Annotated in this window: 15 protein-coding genes; 1 reads left to right on the top strand and 14 read right to left on the bottom strand. The window is 70.7% G+C overall.

Annotated elements, in window-relative coordinates:
• Positions 1-90 precede the first annotated feature (90 nt).
• Positions 91-909: an HAD family hydrolase gene (locus tag ACZ4M3_RS04605; protein WP_467730205.1), complete on the bottom strand. Its 819-nt coding sequence runs from the start codon at positions 907-909 to the stop codon at positions 91-93.
• Positions 910-1,049: 140 nt separating this feature from the next.
• Here ACZ4M3_RS04605 and fahA point away from each other — a divergent pair, with 140 nt between their 5' ends.
• On the top strand, positions 1,050-2,273 hold the full coding sequence (fahA, locus tag ACZ4M3_RS04600) for a fumarylacetoacetase (RefSeq protein ID WP_467730203.1): 1,224 nt from the start codon (positions 1,050-1,052) through the stop codon (positions 2,271-2,273).
• Positions 2,274-2,367: 94 nt separating this feature from the next.
• On the opposite strand, the gene nuoN is transcribed toward fahA, so the two are convergent.
• From nuoN to ACZ4M3_RS04535, 13 genes are read right to left on the bottom strand one after another with little or no spacing between them, the layout of a single operon-like run.
• The gene (gene nuoN, locus ACZ4M3_RS04595; RefSeq protein WP_467730795.1) at positions 2,368-3,993 is read right to left on the bottom strand and encodes an NADH-quinone oxidoreductase subunit NuoN; all 1,626 of its coding nucleotides are present in this window, start codon (positions 3,991-3,993) and stop codon (positions 2,368-2,370) included.
• Between the two features lie 26 nt (positions 3,994-4,019).
• A complete protein-coding gene (locus ACZ4M3_RS04590) occupies positions 4,020-5,654 on the bottom strand; it encodes an NADH-quinone oxidoreductase subunit M (protein WP_467730201.1) in 1,635 nt (544 codons plus the stop codon).
• Between the two features lies 1 nt (position 5,655).
• Positions 5,656-7,596, bottom strand: a complete 1,941-nt coding sequence (nuoL, locus tag ACZ4M3_RS04585; RefSeq protein ID WP_467730199.1) for an NADH-quinone oxidoreductase subunit L — start codon at positions 7,594-7,596, stop codon at positions 5,656-5,658.
• 12 nt (positions 7,597-7,608) lie between these two features.
• Positions 7,609-7,908, bottom strand: a complete 300-nt coding sequence (nuoK, locus tag ACZ4M3_RS04580) for an NADH-quinone oxidoreductase subunit NuoK (RefSeq protein WP_112449176.1) — start codon at positions 7,906-7,908, stop codon at positions 7,609-7,611.
• The gene (locus ACZ4M3_RS04575) at positions 7,905-8,714 is read right to left on the bottom strand and encodes an NADH-quinone oxidoreductase subunit J (RefSeq protein ID WP_467730197.1); all 810 of its coding nucleotides are present in this window, start codon (positions 8,712-8,714) and stop codon (positions 7,905-7,907) included. Before ACZ4M3_RS04575 ends, nuoK begins: the two co-directional genes overlap by 4 nt.
• Positions 8,711-9,343, bottom strand: a complete 633-nt coding sequence (gene nuoI, locus ACZ4M3_RS04570) for an NADH-quinone oxidoreductase subunit NuoI (RefSeq protein ID WP_467730196.1) — start codon at positions 9,341-9,343, stop codon at positions 8,711-8,713. Before nuoI ends, ACZ4M3_RS04575 begins: the two co-directional genes overlap by 4 nt.
• Positions 9,336-10,700: an NADH-quinone oxidoreductase subunit NuoH gene (gene nuoH / locus ACZ4M3_RS04565; protein ID WP_467730194.1), complete on the bottom strand. Its 1,365-nt coding sequence runs from the start codon at positions 10,698-10,700 to the stop codon at positions 9,336-9,338. The genes nuoI and nuoH overlap by 8 nt, the downstream gene beginning before the upstream one ends.
• Positions 10,697-13,204, bottom strand: a complete 2,508-nt coding sequence (locus ACZ4M3_RS04560; RefSeq protein ID WP_467730192.1) for an NADH-quinone oxidoreductase subunit G — start codon at positions 13,202-13,204, stop codon at positions 10,697-10,699. Before ACZ4M3_RS04560 ends, nuoH begins: the two co-directional genes overlap by 4 nt.
• On the bottom strand, positions 13,201-14,577 hold the full coding sequence (nuoF, locus tag ACZ4M3_RS04555; RefSeq protein ID WP_467730190.1) for an NADH-quinone oxidoreductase subunit NuoF: 1,377 nt from the start codon (positions 14,575-14,577) through the stop codon (positions 13,201-13,203). Before nuoF ends, ACZ4M3_RS04560 begins: the two co-directional genes overlap by 4 nt.
• Positions 14,577-15,314, bottom strand: a complete 738-nt coding sequence (nuoE, locus tag ACZ4M3_RS04550; RefSeq protein WP_467730188.1) for an NADH-quinone oxidoreductase subunit NuoE — start codon at positions 15,312-15,314, stop codon at positions 14,577-14,579. Before nuoE ends, nuoF begins: the two co-directional genes overlap by 1 nt.
• Positions 15,311-16,645, bottom strand: a complete 1,335-nt coding sequence (locus tag ACZ4M3_RS04545) for an NADH-quinone oxidoreductase subunit D (RefSeq protein WP_467730186.1) — start codon at positions 16,643-16,645, stop codon at positions 15,311-15,313. The genes nuoE and ACZ4M3_RS04545 overlap by 4 nt, the downstream gene beginning before the upstream one ends.
• On the bottom strand, positions 16,645-17,367 hold the full coding sequence (locus ACZ4M3_RS04540; protein ID WP_467730184.1) for an NADH-quinone oxidoreductase subunit C: 723 nt from the start codon (positions 17,365-17,367) through the stop codon (positions 16,645-16,647). The genes ACZ4M3_RS04545 and ACZ4M3_RS04540 overlap by 1 nt, the downstream gene beginning before the upstream one ends.
• Entirely contained in the window at positions 17,364-17,918 is a 555-nt protein-coding gene (locus ACZ4M3_RS04535; RefSeq protein ID WP_007265818.1) for a NuoB/complex I 20 kDa subunit family protein, read from the bottom strand. Before ACZ4M3_RS04535 ends, ACZ4M3_RS04540 begins: the two co-directional genes overlap by 4 nt.
• Positions 17,919-17,927: the final 9 nt, after the last annotated feature.

Below are 17,927 nucleotides of genomic sequence, written 5' to 3'. Positions count from 1 at the left end.
GCCGGCGCAGCCGGCCACGGGCAGGCACCCGCAGGCACCGGCAGGCACTGGCAGGCACCCGCACCCGCAGCGGCGGTCAGCGGTCAGCGGTCAGCGGAACAGGCGTTCCAGGACCACCGCGATGCCGTCCGCCTCGTTGGACAACGTCACCTCGTCGGCCACCGCCACCAGTTCCCGGTGCGCGTTCGCCATCGCCACCCCGTACCCCGCCCACCCGAACATCGGCACGTCGTTGGGCATGTCGCCGAAGGCGATCGTGGCCGAGGCGGCGAGCCCGAGGACGTCCGCCGCCCGTGCCAGGCCGCTCGCCTTGTCGATGCCCGGCGGCTGGAGCTCCACCGTGTGCTCCCCCGCCATCGTCACGTTGACGAGGTCCCCGACCACCCCCCGCGCGACCCGGGTCAGTTCGTCGTCGTCCAGCTCCGGGTGCTGGAGCAGCACCTTGTTGATCGGCGCCGACCACAGGTCCGCGCGGCGCCGCACCCGGACCGTCGGCAAGTGCGGGTGCGGCATCCGGTAGCCCGGCCCTATCAGCATCTCCGCGTCCACCCCCTCCTGGTCGACCGCCACGTACACCTCGCCGATCTCCGCCTCGATCTTGCCGAGGGCGACCTCCGCCAGCCCGCGGTCCATGCACACGGAGTGCAACAGGCGCCCGCGCGCCGCGTCGTACACCTGCGCGCCCTGCCCGCACACCGCGAGCCCCGTGTACCCGAGGCCGTCCAGGACGTGGCGTACCTGCGGGACCGGGCGGCCGGTCACGATGATGTGTTCGGCCCCGGCGGCGCGGGCGCGCGCCAGGGCGGTGTGGGAGCGGGCCGAGACGGTGTCCCCGGCGCGCAGCAGAGTCCCGTCCAGGTCGGTGGCGATCAAGGCGAAGGGGAGGGCCGAAGGCGGGGCGGAAGTCACGGCGCAAGGATACGGACCCCTTTGGACAAGTCCTACAAATAGCGCCCGAATCCGGCCTCCCACACGTCCCATCAGCCACGTAACGTGTCAACGAGCCCCCGGGACACCCCCGGACCGCGTCGAAAGCGAGGCAGCAACCCATGCCCCAGCAGAGCCCCCTCGATGTCCCCGAGGGCGACCCGTTCGGACCGCACAACCTCCCCTACGGCGTGTTCTCCACCGCTGAGGACCCCCGGCGCCGGGTCGGTGTGCGGATCGGCGGGTACGTCCTGGACGCCGGAGCGGCCGCGCTCGCGCTCGGTTCCCCCTACGCCGGGCTGCTCGGCCGGCCCTCCCTGAACCCGCTGCTCGCCGCGGGCCGCACCACCTGGCGCGACGTACGGCGCGCGCTGACCGCCTGGGTGACCGACCCCGGCCACCGCGGGGCGGTCGAACCGCACCTGACGCCGCTCGACGCCGTCACCCTGCACCTGCCGTACGAGGTAGCCGACTACGTCGACTTCTACGCGAGCGAGCACCACGCGACGAACGTCGGGAAGATCTTCCGCCCGGACGGTGACGCCCTCACCCCCAACTGGAAGCACCTGCCGATCGGTTACCACGGCCGCTCCGGCACCGTCGTGGTCTCCGGCACCGACGTCGTACGCCCCAGCGGGCAGCGCAAGGCGCCCGGCGACCCGGTGCCCGTCTTCGGCCCGAGCGTCAAGCTCGACATCGAGGCGGAGGTCGGCTTCGTCGTCGGCACCCCGTCCGAGCTGGGCCGCCCGGTCGCGCTGGGCGAGTTCGAGGACCACGTCTTCGGCCTGTTCCTCCTCAACGACTGGTCCGCGCGGGACGTCCAGGCCTGGGAGTACGTGCCGCTCGGCCCGTTCCTCGGCAAGTCCTTCGCCACCTCCGTCTCCGCCTGGGTCACCCCGCTGGAGGCCCTGGACGCCGCCCGGGTGGCCCCGCCCGCCCGGGACTTCCCGCTGCTGCCGTACCTGGACGACGCCGACGCCGACCGCCCCGGCGGCTTCGACCTGCACATCACCGTCTCCATCAACGGGCAGGAGGTGGCCCGGCCGCCGTTCGCGTCGATGTACTGGACCGCCGCCCAGCAGCTGGCCCACATGACGGTCAACGGCGCCTCCCTGCGCACCGGTGACGTGTACGGCTCCGGGACCGTCAGCGGTCCCGAAACCGACCAGCGCGGCTCCCTGCTGGAGCTGACCTGGAACGGCCGCGACGCCATCGAGCTCGCCGACGGCAAGCGCACCTTCCTGGAGGACGGCGACACCGTCACCCTCACCGCCTGGGCGCCCGGCCCGCAGGGCAGCCGCGTCGGCCTCGGCGAGGTCACCGGCCGCATCGTCGCCGCCCGCTGACCCCGGCCGCGGTGGCGGCCACCGCGCCACCCCGGTCAACGCGTGGGCCCGGCCCCCTCAGGGGAGCCGGGCCCTCGCTACGGCCGCGCCCGCGCTAGCGCACGAACGTACTCGCCTGACCCGCCAGGTCCAGGAAGTACTGCGGCGCCACGCCCAGGACCAGGGTCACCGCCACGCCGACCGCGATCGTGGTCATCGTCAGCGGCGAGGGCACCGCCACCGTCGGGCCGTCGGCCTTCGGCTCGCTGAAGAACATCAGCACGATCACCCGGATGTAGAAGAACGCGGCGATCGCGGACGAGATCACACCGACCACGACCAGCATCCCGGCGCCGCCCTCCGCCGCCGCCTTGAACACGGCGAACTTGCCGGTGAAACCGGACGTCAGCGGGATGCCCGCGAAGGCCAGCAGGAACACCGCGAAGACCGCCGCGGTCAGCGGCGAACGGCGGCCCAGACCCGCCCACTTCGACAGGTGGGTGGCCTCGCCGCCCGCGTCCCGGACCAGCGTGACCACGGCGAACGCGCCGATCGTCACGAAGGAGTACGCGCCCAGGTAGAACAGGACCGACTGGATGCCCGCGGCGGAGGTGGCGATCACACCGGCCAGGATGAAACCGGCGTGCGCGATCGAGGAGTAGGCCAGGAGCCGCTTGACGTCGGTCTGGGTCACGGCGATCACCGCGCCCGCCAGCATCGTGACGATCGCGACGCCCCACATCACCGGCCGCCAGTCCCAGCGCAGGCCCGGCAGCACCACGTACAGCAGGCGCAGCAGCGCGCCGAACGCCGCGACCTTGGTCGCCGCCGCCATGAAGCCGGTGACCGGGGTCGGGGCGCCCTGGTAGACGTCCGGCGTCCACATGTGGAAGGGGACGGCGCCGACCTTGAACAGCAGGCCCATCAGGACCAGCGCGCCGCCGATGAGCAGCAGCGCGTCATTGCCCATGGTGGAGGCCAGCGCCGGGTCGATCTTCGAGACCGTTCCGTCCACCACGTCCGCGATCACCGCGTACGAGACGGAGCCGGCGTAGCCGTAGAGCAGGGCGATGCCGAACAGCAGGAACGCCGAGGAGAACGCCCCCAGCAGGAAGTACTTGACCGCCGCTTCCTGCGACATCAGCCGCTGGCGGCGGGCGACGGCGCAGAGCAGGTACAGCGGGAGGGAGAAGACCTCCAGCGCGATGAACAGCGTCAGCAGGTCGTCGGCCGCCGGGAAGATCAGCATGCCGGAGATCGCGAACAGGGCCAGCGGGAAGACCTCGGTGGTGGTGAACCCGGCCTTGACGGCCGCCTTCTCGCTGTCGCTGCCGGGGACCGACGCCGCCTGCGCGGCGAAGGAGTCCACCCTGTTCCCGTGGGCGGCTGGATCCAGGCGCCGCTCCGCGAAGGTGAACACGGCCACGATCGAGGCCAGCAGGATGGTGCCCTGGAGGAACAGCGCCGGGCCGTCCACGGCGATCGCGCCCATGGCCGCGATGTGCGCCTTGGAGTTCCCGTACCCGCCGGCCGCGAGGCCGACGACCGCCGCGAAGGCCGCGGCCAGCGCGGCGACGGCGAGGAACACCTGCACGTGGTAGCGGTACTTGCGCGTCACGAAGGCCTCGACGAGGACGCCGAGGACCGCCGCGCCCACCACGATCAGCGTGGGCGCGAGCTGCGCGTATTCGATGTGCGGGGCCGGGATCTTGGTGGCCGGGTCCGCGGCCGCCAGTGTCATCAGGCCCTGGGCAGCAGTCAGCGTGCTCACTTCGCCGCCTCCCCGTTCTTCGCTTGGACGGCGACCTCGGGCTTGGGGTCCGTCTGCTTCACGTCCGACATGGTGTGCTTGACCGCCGGGTTGACGATCTCGGTCAGCGGCTTCGGGTACACGCCCAGCCCGATCAGCAACGCGATCAGCGGGGCGACCACCAGGACCTCCCGCAGCCGCAGGTCCGGCATCGCGCGGACCTCTTCCTTCACCGGGCCGGTCATCGTGCGCTGGTAGAGCACCAGCGTGTACAGCGCGGCCAGCACGATGCCGAAGGTGGCGATGATGCCGACGACCGGGTACCGGGTGAACGTGCCCACCAGGACCAGGAACTCGCTGACGAACGGCGCGAGCCCCGGCAGGGACAGCGTCGCGAGACCGCCGATGAGGAAGGTCCCGGCGAGCACCGGGGCCACCTTCTGCACGCCGCCGTAGTCGGCGATGAGCCGCGAGCCGCGCCGCGAGATCAGGAATCCGGCGACCAGCATCAGCGCAGCCGTGGAGATCCCGTGGTTGACCATGTACAGCGTCGCGCCCGACTGGCCCTGGCTGGTCATCGCGAAGATGCCCATGATGATGAAGCCGAAGTGCGAGATCGAGGCGTAGGCGATCAGCCGCTTGATGTCCCGCTGGCCGACGGCGAGCAGCGCCCCGTAGACGATGCTTACCAGGGCCAGGACCAGGATCACCGGCGTGGCCCACTTGCTGGCCTCGGGGAACAGCCCGAGGCAGAAGCGGAGCATCGCGAAGGTGCCGACCTTGTCGACGACGGCGGTGATCAGTACGGCGACCGGGGCGGTGGCCTCGCCCATCGCGTTCGGCAGCCAGGTGTGCAGCGGCCACAGCGGGGCCTTCACCGCGAAGGCGAAGAAGAAGCCGAGGAACAGCAGCCGTTCGGTGTTGGTCGCCATGTCGAGCGTGCCCGCGGCGCGGGCGGCGGTGATCTCCTGGAGGGAGAAGTTCCCGGCGACCACGTAGAGGCCGATGACGGCGGCCAGCATGATCAGGCCGCCGGCGAGGTTGTAGAGGAGGAACTTGACCGCAGCGTACGAGCGTTGCGCGGCCGCGTTCTCATCGGCCGTGGCCGCCTCGGCCGTGCCCGCGGCGGCGGTGGCCGGCCGGGAGGAGGTGGCCCGGTCCCCGAAGCCGCCGATGAGGAAGTACATCGGGATGAGCATGGCTTCGAAGAAGATGTAGAAGAGGAAGACGTCGGTGGCCTCGAAGGAGATGATCACCATCGCCTCGACCAGCAGGATCAGGGCGAAGAAGCCCTGGGTCGGCCGCCAGCGCCGGCTCGTGGTCTCCAAGGGGTCGGCGTCGTGCCACCCGGCCAGGATGATGAACGGCATCAGTACGGCCGTGAGCGCGATCAGCGCCACCCCGATGCCGTCGACGCCCAGCTCGTAGCGGACCCCGAAGTCGGAGATCCAGGCGTGGGATTCGGTGAGCTGGTAGCGGGCGCCACCGGGCTCGAAGCGGACCGCGACGAGCACGGCCAGCGCCAGGGTCGCCAGGGAGACGAGCAGCGCGAGCCACTTGGCGGCGCCCCGGCGGGCGGCCGGGACGGCCGCCGTCAGGATCGCGCCGACCGCGGGCACGACCGCCGTCACCGTCAGAAGCGGGAAACTCATCTCACACCGCCCTCATCAGCAGGGTCGCGGCGACGAGGATCGCCGTGCCCCCGAACATCGAGACCGCGTAGCTGCGGGCGTAGCCGTTCTGCAGCTTGCGCAGCCGGCCCGACAGTCCGCCGACCGAGGCGGCCGTCCCGTTGACCACCCCGTCGACCAGGCTGTGGTCGACGTACACGAGGGAGCGGGTCAGGTGCTCCCCGCCGCGCACCAGCACGACGTGGTTGAAGTCGTCCTGGAGCAGGTCGCGCCGGGCCGCCCGGGTGAGCCAGCTGCCCCGGGGGGCGACCACCGGGACGGGCTTGCGGCCGTACTGCACGTACGCCAGGCCCACGCCGATCAGCAGGACCACGACCGTGGAGGCGGTGATCGCCCCGGCACCCAGCGGCGGGTTCCCGTGCTCGAAGGAGGTCACGGGCTCCAGCCACTTCACGAACGCCTCGTTGATGCTGAACAGGCCGCCGAGGAAGACGGACCCGAAGGCCAGCACGATCATCGGCAGGGTCATGACCTTCGGGGATTCGTGCGGGTGCGGCAGCTGCCCGGCCCGGTGTTCGGCCGCGGGCTCGGCGCTGGGCACGGCGTCCGCGTCGGGTGCGGGCTGCCAGCGCTTCTCGCCGAAGAAGGTCAGCAGCATCACGCGGGTCATGTAGAAGGCGGTGATCGCGGCGCCCAGCAGGGCCACTCCGCCCAGGATCCAGCCCTCGGTACCGCCCTTCGCGAAGGCGGCTTCGATGATCTTGTCCTTGGACCAGAAGCCCGACAGGCCGGGGAAGCCGATGATGGCGAGGTAGCCGAGGCCGAAGGTGACGAAGGTGATCGGCATGTACTTCCGCAGGCCGCCGTACTTGCGCATGTCCACCTCGTCGTTCATCCCGTGCATCACGGAACCGGCGCCGAGGAAGAGGCCCGCCTTGAAGAAGCCGTGCGTCACCAGGTGCATGATCGCGAAGACGTACCCGATGGGCCCGAGGCCGGCCGCGAGGACCATGTAGCCGATCTGCGACATCGTGGAACCGGCGAGGGCCTTCTTGATGTCGTCCTTCGCGCAACCGACGATCGCACCGAAGAGCAGCGTCACCGCGCCGACCACGACGACCGCCGTCTGCGCGTCCGGTGCGGCGTTGAAGACCGGCCCGGAGCGGGTGATCAGGTACACGCCGGCGGTGACCATGGTCGCCGCGTGGATCAGGGCCGAGACCGGGGTCGGACCCTCCATGGCGTCCCCGAGCCAGGACTGGAGCGGCACCTGGGCCGACTTGCCGCAGGCGGCCAGCAGCAGCATCAGGGCGATCGCCGTCAGCTTGCCCTCGGACGCGCCGTCCACCGCGCCGAACACCGGCCCGAAGGCGAAGGTCCCGAAGGTGGTGAACATCAGCATGATCGCGATCGACAGGCCCATGTCGCCGACCCGGTTGACCAGGAAGGCCTTCTTCGCGGCGGTGGCCGCGCTGGGCTTGTGCTGCCAGAAGCCGATGAGCAGGTACGAGGCCAGGCCCACGCCCTCCCACCCGACGTACAGCAGGAGGTAGTTGTCGGCGAGGACCAGGAGCAGCATCGCCGCGAGGAACAGGTTCAGGTAGCCGAAGAAGCGGCGGCGCCGCTCGTCGTGCTCCATGTACCCGATCGAGTAGATGTGGATGAGGGTGCCGACGCCGGTGATCAGCAGCACGAAGGTCATCGACAGCTGGTCGAGCTGGAAGGCGACGTCCGCCTGGAAGCCCTCCACCGGGATCCAGCTGTACAGCCGCTGGTACACGGCCCGGTCTTCGGCGCCGCGCCCCAGCATGTCGGCGAACAGGGCCACGCCGATGCCGAAGGAGGCGGCGGCGAAGAGGGTGCCGAGCCAGTGGCCGGCCTTGTCGAGGCGGCGGCCGCCGCACAGCAGCACCGCCGCTCCGAGCAGGGGCGCCGCCACCAGCAGCGCAATCAGATTCTCCACTGTGAAGGCCCCTTACAGCTTCATCAGGCTGGCGTCGTCGACCGAGGCCGAGTGGCGGGTACGGAACAGCGACACGATGATCGCGAGGCCCACCACGACCTCCGCGGCGGCGACGACCATCGTGAAGAACGCGATGATCTGACCGTCGAGGTTGCCGTGCATCCGGGAGAAGGTGACGAAGGCGAGGTTGCAGGCGTTGAGCATCAGCTCCACGCACATGAACAGCACGATCGCGTTCTTGCGGATGAGTACGCCGGCCGCTCCGATGGTGAACAGCAGGGCGGACAGGTACAGGTAGTTGACCGGGTTCACTTCGAGGCCTCCTCTCGGCCGAGGCGCTCCGCCGACTTCTGCTCCAGCGCCTTCAGGTCGTTCAGCGCCTCGTCCGACACGTCACGGATCTGGCCGCGGGCCCGCAGCGTCTTGTTGACGGTGAGCTCGGACGGGGTGCCGTCCGGCAGCAGGCCGGCGATGTCCACCGCGTTGTGCCGGGCGTACACGCCGGGGGCGGGCAGCGGCGGGAGCTGGACGCCCTCGCGCACGCGCCGCTCGGCGAGTTCGCGCTGGGTGGCGGCCCGCTCGGTGCGCTCGCGGTGGGTCAGCACCATCGCGCCGACGGCCGCGGTGATCAGCAGGGCGCCGGTGATCTCGAAGGCGAAGATGTACCGGGTGAAGATCAGTTCGGCGAGTCCTTCGACGTGCCCGGCGGAGTTGACCCGGCCCAGGCCGTTGAAGTGGGTGAGCTTGGCGTTGGCGATGCCGGCGATCAGCAGGATCCCGAAGCCGAGCCCGCACAGGGCGGCCAGCCAGCGCTGCCCCTTGAGGGTTTCGGTGAGCGAGTCCGCCGCGGTGACGCCGACGAGCATGACCACGAAGAGGAACAGCATCATGATCGCGCCGGTGTAGACGATCACCTGGACGACACCCAGGAAGTACGCCCCGTTGGCGAGGTAGAAGACCGCCAGGATGATCATCGTCCCGGCCAGGCACAGCGCGCTGTGCACGGCCTTCTTCATCATGATCGTGCACAGCGCGCCGATGACGGCGACCGTGCCGAGGACCCAGAACTGGACGGCCTCACCCGTGGAGGTGGCCGAGGCCGCGGCGAGCGCGCTCATGCCTGCACCCCCTCGGGTGCCGCCGCGTCCTGACCGGCGCCCTCGGGGGCCGCGCCCTCGGCGGCCTCGCCCTTGGAGCGCGCGACCTGCCGGGCCGTCCCCGGAGCCGCGCCCGTCACCAGACCGCGGTAGTAGTCCTGGTCGTCGGTGCCCGGGTACATCTCGTGGGGCGCCTCGACCATGCCCTCGGTCAGGCCCACCAGCAGCTGTTCCTTGGTGTAGATCAGCGATTCGCGGCTGGAGTCGGCCAGTTCGAACTCGTTCGTCATCGTCAGCGCCCGGGTGGGGCACGCCTCGACGCACAGCCCGCACAGGATGCAGCGGGCGTAGTTGATCTGGTAGACCGCGCCGTACCGCTCACCCGGGGAGTAGCGCTCCTCCTCGGCGTTGTCCGCGCCCTCCACGTAGATCGCGTCGGCCGGACAGGCCCAGGCACACAGCTCGCACCCGATGCACTTCTCCAGACCGTCGGGATGGCGGTTGAGCTGGTGCCGCCCGTGGAAGCGGGGCGCGGTGGTCTTGTGCTGCTCCGGGTACTGCTCGGTGAGGCGCTTCTTGAACATGGCCTTGAAGGTCACGCCGAAGCCGGCCACCGGGTTCTGCCACTTCTCGTTCTCGGCGTCAGACATTCTCACCACCCTCCTCTCGGTCACTGTCAGTATTCGCCCCGCCACTGACAATCAGCTCCCGTTGCCCGCGCGGCCGCCTGCGCGGTACGGGGGCCGGCCGCTGGCCGGGCTTGGGGGGTACGGGGAATCCGCCCGCCATCGGGTCGAACGGCTCGTCCGCCGCGCCCTCGCCGGCGCCGTCCCGGGCCTCGCGCTTGGTGCGGAAGAGGTCCGCGACGAACGACAGGAGCAGGACCGCGATGACCGCGCCGCCGACGTAGAGCACGATCTGCTGGTACTCGTAGTTCTCGTTGCGCAGCGCCCGGACGGTGGCGACCAGCATCAGCCAGACCACGGAGACGGGGATGAGGACCTTCCAGCCGAGCTTCATCAGCTGGTCGTAGCGCACCCGCGGCAGCGTGCCGCGCAGCCAGATGAAGAAGAACAGCAGCAACTGGACCTTGATGACGAACCAGAGCATCGGCCACCAGCCGTGGTTCGCGCCCTCCCAGTAGGTCGAGATCGGCGCGGGGGCCCGCCAGCCGCCGAGGAAGAGGGTGACCGAGACCGCCGAGACGGTGACCATGTTGACGTACTCCGCCAGCATGAACAGCGCGAACTTGATGGAGGAGTACTCGGTGTTGAAGCCGCCGACCAGGTCGCCCTCGGACTCCGGCATGTCGAAGGGGGCGCGGTTCGTCTCCCCGACCATCGTGATCACGTAGATGATGAAGGAGACCGGCAGCAGGACGATGTACCAGCGGTCCGCCTGCGCCTCCACGATCTTCGAGGTCGACATCGACCCGGAGTAGAGGAACACCGAGGCGAACGCCGCTCCCATCGCGATCTCGTACGAGATCATCTGCGCGCAGGAGCGCAAGCCGCCGAGCAGCGGGTACGTGGAGCCCGAGGACCAGCCGGCGAGGACGATGCCGTAGATCCCGACGGAGGCCACCGCGAGCACGTACAGCATCGCGATGGGCAGGTCCGTCAGCTGCATCGTGGTGCGCTGGCCGAAGATCGAGACCTCGTTGCCGGAGGGGCCGAAGGGGATCACCGCGATGGCCATGAAGGCCGGGATCGCCGCGATGATCGGGGCCAGCACGTACACGACCTTGTCGGCCCGCTTGACGATGACGTCTTCCTTGAGCATGAGCTTCACGCCGTCGGCGAGCGACTGGAGCATGCCCCAGGGGCCGTGCCGGTTGGGCCCGATGCGCAGCTGCATCCAGGCGACGACCTTGCGCTCCCAGACGATGGAGAAGAGCACGGTCACCATCAGGAAGGCGAAGCAGAACACCGCCTTGACGACGACGAGCCACCAGACGTCCTTGCCGAAGAGGGACAGGTCCTCCGCGGCGAGCTGTACCGGGTTCACGCGTCCACCTCCGCTGTGCTGTCGCCGGCGCCGGCCGGGAGCGCCGGGCCGATGCGTACGAGGGCGCCCGGCCGGGCGCCGCTGTCGGCGAGGACGCCGGAGCCGGTGGAGTTCAGCGGGAGCCAGACCACCCGGTCGGGCATCCGCGTGATCCGCAGCGGCAGTTCCACGGTCCCGGCCGGGCCGGTGACCGCGAGGACGTCCCCGTCCTTGACGCCCGTCTCGGCGGCCGTGGCCGCAGACAGCCGGGCGCTCGCCTCGTGCCGGGTACCGGCCAGGGCCGGGTCGCCGTCCTGCAGCCGGCCCTGGTCCAGCAGCAGCCGGTGGCCCGCGAGGACCGCCTCGCCCACGCCGGGCCGGGGCACGGGCGCGGTGTCCGCGCTCTGCTCGGCGGCGCGCTCCCCGGTCCACGGGCCGAGCCGGCCGAGCTCCCGCCGTACGGCGTGTACGTCGGGCAGCGCGATCGGCCGGTCCGCCGCGTCGGCCAGCATGTGCAGCACGCGGTGGTCGGCGGGGGCGAGCCGGCGGGTCATCTGGTCGGGCTTGAGCGCCGCCTCGAACGGCCGCACCCGGCCCTCCCAGTTGATGAACGCGCCCGCCTTCTCGGCGACGGCGGCGACGGGGAACACCACGTCGGCGTGGTCGGTGACCTCACCGGGCCGCAGCTCCAGGGAGACCACGAACGCCTCCTGGAGCGCGAGCCGGGCGCGGGCCGGGTCGGGCAGGTCGCCGACCTCGACGCCCGCGACGAGCAGCGCGGACAGCTCGCGTCCGGCGGCCGCCTCGACGATCTGGCCGGTGTCGCGGCCGTAGCGGTGCGGGAGTTCGTCCAGCCCCCAGGCGGCCGCGACCTCCTCACGGGCCCGCGGGTCGGTGGCCGGGCGGGCGCCGGGCAGCAGCGACGGCAGCGCGCCCGCCTCCACGGCGGCCCGCTCCCCGGCCCGGCGCGGGATCCACACCAGCTGCGCGCCGGTCGCGGCGGCCGCCCGTACGGCGGCGGTCAGCGCACCCGGCACCCCGGCCAGGCGCTCCCCGACGACGATGACGGCGCCGGGCTCGCGCAGCGCCTCGGCGGCCTCGTGGCCGCCCTGCTCCAGGCCGGTCCGCGAGGCCAGTGCGTTCAGCCAGTCGGGTTCGGTTCCGGGGGCGGCGGCCAGCAGGGTGCCGCCCGTCTTCTCCAGGCCGCGGGTGGCGAACGGGGCGAGGCCGAAGGTCCGCTGCTTGTGCTTGCGGTGGGCCTTGCGCAGCCGCAGGAAGACCCCGGGGGCCTCCTCCTCGGACTCGATGCCGGCCAGCAGCACGGCGGGCGCGGCCTCCAGGGAGGCGTAGGTCACCCCGTCGCCCGACAGGTCCTTGCCGGTGCCGGCCACGGTGGCGGCCAGGAACTCGGCCTCCTCCGCGCTGTGCACCCGTGCCCGGAAGTCGATGTCGTTGGTGTCCAGCACCACGCGGGCGAACTTGGCGTACGCGTAGGCGTCCTCGGCGGTGAGCCGGCCGCCCGTCAGCACCCCGGCCCGGCCGCGCGCGGCGGCCAGCCCGTTCGCGGCGGCCTCCAGTGCCTCGGGCCAGCTCGCCGGGGCGAGCACCCCGTCGGAGCCGCGCACCAGCGGGGTGGTCAGGCGGTCCGGGCGCTGCGCGTAGCGGAACGCGAAGCGGCCCTTGTCGCAGATCCACTCCTCGTTGACCTCGGGGTCCTCGGCGGCGAGGCGGCGCAGCACCTTCCCGCGCCGGTGGTCGGTCCGGGTCGCGCAGCCGCCCGCGCAGTGCTCGCACACGCTCGGGGAGGAGACGAGGTCGAAGGGGCGGGCGCGGAACCGGTACTCGGCCGAGGTCAGCGCGCCGACCGGGCAGATCTGGATGGTGTTGCCGGAGAAGTACGACTCGAACGGGTCGCCCTCGCCGGTGCCGACCTGCTGGAGGGCGCCGCGCTCCAGCAGCTCGATCATCGGGTCGCCCGCCACCTGGGTGGAGAAGCGGGTGCAGCGCGCGCACAGCACGCACCGCTCGCGGTCCAGCAGTACCTGGGTGGAGATCGCGACCGGCTTCTCGTACGTCCGCTTCTTGCCCTCGAAACGCGATTCGGCGTTTCCGTGCGAGAGGGCCTGGTTCTGCAGCGGGCACTCGCCGCCCTTGTCGCAGACCGGGCAGTCCAGCGGGTGGTTGATGAGCAGCAGCTCCATCACCCCGCGCTGGGACTTGTCGGCGACCGGCGACGTCAGCTGCGTCTTGACGACCATGCCGTCGGTGCAGGTGATGGTGCAGGAGGCCATCGGCTTGCGCTGGCCCTCCACCTCCACGATGCACTGGCGGCAGGCGCCGACGGGGTCGAGGAGCGGGTGGTCGCAGAACCGGGGGATCTCGATGCCGAGCTGTTCGGCGGCCCGGATGACCAGCGTCCCCTTGGGGACGGACAGTTCGATGCCGTCGATGGTCAGCGAGATCAGGTCCTCGGGCGGAACCGCCGCCCCGCCGCCGCCCGCCGGGGCGTTAGTGGTGACGGTCATGCGTTCACCTCCGTGTCAGCCCAGAGGGTCGACTTCTTGGGGTCGAAGGGGCAGCCCTTGCCCGTGATGTGCTGCTCGTACTCCTCGCGGAAGTACTTGAGCGAGGAGAAGATCGGGCTGGCGGCGCCGTCGCCGAGGGCGCAGAACGACTTGCCGTTGATGTTGTCGGCGATGTCGTTCAGCTTGTCGAGGTCGCTCATCACGCCCTTGCCGGCCTCGATGTCGCGCAGCAGCTGCACGAGCCAGTACGTGCCTTCGCGGCAGGGCGTGCACTTGCCGCAGGACTCGTGGGCGTAGAACTCGGTCCACCGGGTCACCGCGCGGACCACGCAGGTGGTCTCGTCGAAGCACTGGAGCGCCTTGGTGCCGAGCATCGAGCCGGCCGCGCCGACGCCCTCGTAGTCGAGCGGGACGTCGAGGTGTTCGTCGGTGAACATCGGGGTGGAGGAGCCGCCCGGGGTCCAGAACTTCAGCCGGTGCCCGGGGCGCATCCCGCCGCTCATGTCGAGGAGCTGGCGCAGGGTGATGCCGAGCGGGGCCTCGTACTGGCCGGGGCCGGCGACGTGCCCGGAGAGCGAGTACAGCGTGAAGCCGGGGGACTTCTCGGTGCCCATCGCCTTGAACCAGTCCTTGCCCTTGTTCAGGATCGCGGGAACCGAGGCGATGGACTCGACGTTATTGACGACAGTGGGGCACGCGTAGAGGCCCTCCACAGCGGGGAAGGGGGGACGCAGCCGGGGCTGACCGCGCCGGCCTTCGAGGGAGTCGAGCAGCGCCGTCTCCTCACCGCAGATGTACGCGCCCGCCCCCGCGTGCACCGTGATGTCGAGCTTCAGCCCGCTCCCGAGGATGTTCTCCCCGAGGTAACCGGCCTCGTACGCCTCGCGCACCGCCTCGTGCAGGCGCCGCAGCACCGGTACGACCTCGCCGCGCAGGTAGATGAAGGCGTGCTCCGACCGGATCGCGTAGCAGGCGATGACCATTCCCTCGATGAGGGAGTGCGGATTGGCGAAGAGAAGGGGGATGTCCTTGCAGGTTCCCGGTTCCGACTCGTCCGCGTTCACGACGAGGTAGTGCGGCTTTCCGTCGCCCTGCGGGATGAACTGCCACTTCATTCCGGTGGGGAAGCCAGCGCCGCCGCGTCCGCGCAGACCGGAGTCCTTCACGTACGCGATGAGGTCGTCCGGCGTCATCGCGAGCGCCTTGCGCAGGCCCTCGTACCCCTCGTGGCGCCGGTAGGTCTCCAGCGTCCATGATTCGGGCTCGTCCCAGAACGCCGACAGGACGGGCGCGAGGAGCTTCTCGGGGCTGGTGCCTCCCCCGGACTCCGGCCGGGAGCCGCCGCCGTTGCTCAGTTCGAAAGACACGGACATCACTCCCCTCCCTCGGTGGTCGCTTCGCCGCGCGGGTGCACGATCGGGGTGTGCGGGGATTCGCCGCGGGCGATGCGCAGGCCGATCAGCGAGGCGGGGCCGGCGCCGCCGCCCGCCTCCACCGCGCCTTCGCGCTCGTCCGGGAACCCGGCCAGGATCCGGGCGGTCTCCTTGTACGTGCACAGCGGCGCGCCCCGCGTCGGCACGACCTGCCGGCCGGCCAGCAGGTCGTCCACCAGCGCCTTCGCGGACTCGGGGGTCTGGTTGTCGAAGAACTCCCAGTTGACCATCACCACGGGCGCGTAGTCGCAGGCAGCGTTGCACTCGATGTGTTCGAGGGTGACCTTGCCGTCGGGGGTGGTCTCGTCGTTCCCGACGCCCAGGTGCTCCTTGAGCTCGTCGAAGATGGCGTCGCCGCCCATCACCGCGCACAGGGTGTTCGTACAGACGCCCACCTGGTAGTCGCCGGACGGCTTGCGCCGGTACATCGTGTAGAAGGTGGCGACGGCCGTCACCTCGGCGGTGGTCAGGCCCAGCGTCTCGGCGCAGAACCGCATGCCGGTGCGCGTGACGTGGCCCTCCTCCGACTGCACCAGGTGCAGCAGCGGAAGCAGCGCGGAGCGGCTGTCGGGGTAGCGGGCGATGATCCGGGCGGCGTCGGCCGCCAGCCTCTCGCGGACCTCCGCCGGGTAGTCGGGGGCCGGGAGCTGGGGCATGCCCAACGACACGTCTGTCATCGGTCGACGCCTCCCATCACGGGGTCGATGGAGGCGACGGCGACGATGACGTCGGCGACCTGGCCGCCCTCGCACATCGCCGCCATGGCCTGGAGGTTGGTGAAGGACGGGTCGCGGAAGTGGACCCGGTAGGGGCGGGTCCCGCCGTCGGAGACGACGTGCACGCCGAGTTCGCCCTTGGGCGACTCGACGGCCGCGTACGCCTGCCCGGCGGGGACGCGGAAGCCCTCGGTCACCAGCTTGAAGTGGTGGATGAGGGCCTCCATCGAGGTGCCCATGATGGTGCGGATGTGGTCGAGCGAGTTGCCGAGGCCGTCGGGGCCCATCGCGAGCTGGGCCGGCCAGGCGATCTTCTTGTCGGCGACCATCACCGGGCCCGGCTCCAGCCGCTCCAGGCACTGCTCGACGATCCGCAGCGACTGGCGCATCTCCTCCAGGCGGATCAGGAACCGCCCGTAGGAGTCGCAGCTCTCGGCGGTCGGCACGTCGAACTCGTAGTCCTCGTAGCCGCAGTACGGGTCCGACTTGCGCAGGTCGTGGGGCAGGCCGGCCGAGCGCAGGATCGGGCCGGTGGCGCCCAGGGCCATGCAGCCGGTCAGGTCGAGGTAGCCGACGTCCTGCATGCGGGCCTTGAAGATGGGGTTGCCGGTGGCGAGCTTGTCGTACTCCGGCAGGTTCTTCCTCATCGTCTTCACGAAGTCGCGCAGCTGGTCGACGGCGCCGGGGGGCAGGTCCTGGGCGAGGCCGCCGGGGCGGATGAACGCGTGGTTCATGCGCAGGCCGGTGATCAGCTCGAAGATGTCGAGGATCAGCTCGCGGTCGCGGAAGCCGTAGATCATGATCGTGGTCGCGCCCAGCTCCATGCCGCCGGTGGCGATGCACACCAGGTGGGAGGAGAGCCGGTTGAGTTCCATCAGCAGGACGCGGATGACGGTGGCGCGGTCCGGGACCTGGTCGGTGATGCCGAGCAGCTTCTCGACGCCCAGGCAGTACGCCGTCTCGTTGAAGAACGGCGTCAGGTAGTCCATGCGCGTAACGAAGGTGGTGCCCTGCGTCCAGTTCCGGAATTCGAGGTTCTTCTCGATGCCGGTGTGCAGGTACCCGATGCCGCAGCGGGCCTCGGTGACCGTCTCGCCGTCGATCTCCAGGATCAGCCGGAGCACGCCGTGGGTCGACGGGTGCTGCGGGCCCATGTTGACGACGATCCGCTCGTCGTCCGCGCGGGCCGCCGACTGGACGACCTCGTCCCAGTCGCCGCCGGTGACGGTGTAGACGGTGCCCTCGGTGGTCTCGCGGGCGGACGCGTGCTGCGATGCGTTCGGCGTGTTCATCAGCTGTACGACCTCCGCTGGTCGGGAGCCGGGATCTGGGCGCCCTTGTACTCGACGGGGATGCCGCCGAGCGGGTAGTCCTTGCGCTGCGGGAACCCCTGCCAGTCGTCCGGCATCATGATCCGCGTGAGGGCGGGGTGCCCGTCGAAGACCAGGCCGAAGAAGTCGTACGTCTCGCGCTCGTGCCAGTCGTTGGTCGGGTAGACGGAGACGAGCGACGGGACGTGCGGGTCGCTCTCCGGGACCGAGACCTCCAGCCGCAGGACCCGGCCGTGGGTGATCGACCGCAGGTGGTAGACGGCGTGCAGCTCGCGTCCCTTGTCGTGCGGGAAGTGCACGCCGGAGACCCCGGTGCACAGCTCGAAGCGCAGCGCCGGGTCGTCGCGCAGGGTGGCGGCCACCCGGACGAGGTGCTCGCGGGCGATGTGGAAGGTCAGCTCGCCCCGGTCGACCACCGTCTTCTCGATGGCGTTCTCGGGGACCAGGTCCTGTTCCTCCAGGGCGCCTTCGAGTTCGTCGGCGACCTCGTCGAAGTACGAACCGTAGGGGCGGCTCGCCGCCCCGGGCAGCGCGACGGTGCGCACCAGGCCGCCGTAGCCGGTGGTGTCGCCGCCGTTGTTCGCGCCGAACATGCCCTTGCGGACGCCGATCGCCTCGGGGCCGGCCGAGCCCCGGGGGGCGGGAACGTTGTTGCCGTTGTCCACGGCGGGGTCGTCGCTCACCGCAGGAGCCCCTTCATCTCGATGGTGGGGAGGGCCTTGAGGGCCGCCTCCTCCGCCTCGCGCGCCGCCTCTTCCCGGTTCACGCCGAGCTTCGAGCCCTGGATCTTCTGGTGGAGCTTGAGGATCGCGTCCATCAGCATCTCGGGGCGCGGCGGGCAGCCGGGCAGGTAGATGTCCACGGGCACGATGTGGTCGACGCCCTGGACGATCGCGTAGTTGTTGAACATGCCGCCCGAGGAGGCGCAGACGCCCATGGAGATGACCCACTTCGGGGCGGGCATCTGGTCGTACACCTGCCGCAGCACCGGCGCCATCTTCTGGCTGACCCGGCCGGCCACGATCATCAGGTCGGCCTGGCGCGGGGAGCCGCGGAAGACCTCCATGCCGAAGCGGGCGAGGTCGTAGCGGCCCGCTCCGGTGGTCATCATCTCGATGGCGCAGCAGGCCAGGCCGAAGGTGGCCGGGAAGACGGATGACTTGCGCACCCAGCCCGCGGCCTGTTCGACGGTGGTCAGCAGGAAGCCGCTCGGCAGCTTCTCTTCCAGTCCCATGGAAAATTC

The sequence above is a fragment of the Streptomyces sp. NPDC026522 genome, from assembly GCF_055567555.1.
Note: the sequence above shows the minus strand (reverse complement) of the source record. Positions and strands in the feature narration are given on the sequence as shown.